This window comes from Alkalihalophilus lindianensis, assembly GCF_032843265.1.
Taxonomy (GTDB): Bacteria; Bacillota; Bacilli; order Bacillales; family Bacillaceae_D; genus Alkalihalophilus; species Alkalihalophilus lindianensis.
In genome coordinates, this window is the sequence record NZ_JAWJBA010001069.1 from 1 (window position 1) to 234 (window position 234).

Consider the following 234-nt stretch of genomic DNA (forward strand, 5'->3'; position numbering starts at 1 on the left):
TCGAGAAATACCATGCTCTGGACCTATTTCAGAGTCCATTCGTGTACGATCCTCTTTCCACGGCGGCCATGAAAGTGCTTTCAAAGCTGCCCACTGCTGCTCACTATCAGTCTTTCCCATCGCAAGTTGCAATCGGATGACTGCTCGATAACCCTCTCTGTCAATCTGCACGGGCGGTTCATGTTCAGCCATAGCAGACAGTATTCGAATGATAGCTGCTTCTTGATAGGCGAC

1 protein-coding gene is annotated in these 234 nt (G+C 49.6%); it reads right to left on the reverse strand.

The annotated features are described in order from the left end of the window. On the reverse strand, nt 1-234 hold a 234-nt coding region (locus RYX56_RS25400; RefSeq protein ID WP_317124522.1), incomplete at both ends, for a hypothetical protein.